Below are 390 nucleotides of genomic sequence, written 5' to 3'. Positions count from 1 at the left end.
TGCGGACGATCATGCCCTGGCTTCGAGGCTTCGGACAAACTCGTTTCCTGTCGCCTTCGACCCACCGCGACGGCCGAACAGAGGCTCTCGCGCAAGATGCGCTCGATCTGATGGATGCGCTGAAGATCGAGCGTTTCTCGGTCATTGGGCATGATTGGGGCGCGCGCGTTGCCTATGCCCTTGCGGCGGTCGTTCCCGAACGACTGGAAAGCGTAACTGCGCTTTCTCTGGGCTATTCGCCTCGCGGCGCCTTTCCGGTGCCGCCGTTCAGGCAATCGCGCGCCTGGTGGTATCAATGGTTCATGTCGGTCGACCGTGGCGCTGAGGCGGTCGCCGAAGACCCGCGCGGCTTTGCTCGCATCATGTGGGAAACATGGATCGGCCCGAACG

At 62.8% G+C, this 390-nt stretch carries 1 protein-coding gene; it reads left to right on the top strand.

Features of this window, described 5'->3' with window-relative positions; translation table 11 throughout:
• Positions 1–11 precede the first annotated feature (11 nt).
• On the top strand, positions 12–390 hold a 379-nt coding region (locus tag EN861_RS34390; RefSeq protein WP_245512177.1), incomplete at its 3' end, for an alpha/beta fold hydrolase.

The sequence above is a fragment of the Mesorhizobium sp. M8A.F.Ca.ET.218.01.1.1 genome (genome assembly GCF_004791165.1).
Lineage (GTDB): Bacteria > Pseudomonadota > Alphaproteobacteria > Rhizobiales > Rhizobiaceae > Mesorhizobium.
The sequence above is the reverse complement of the archived record's forward strand: the minus strand, read 5'-3'. Positions and strand labels throughout refer to the sequence as shown.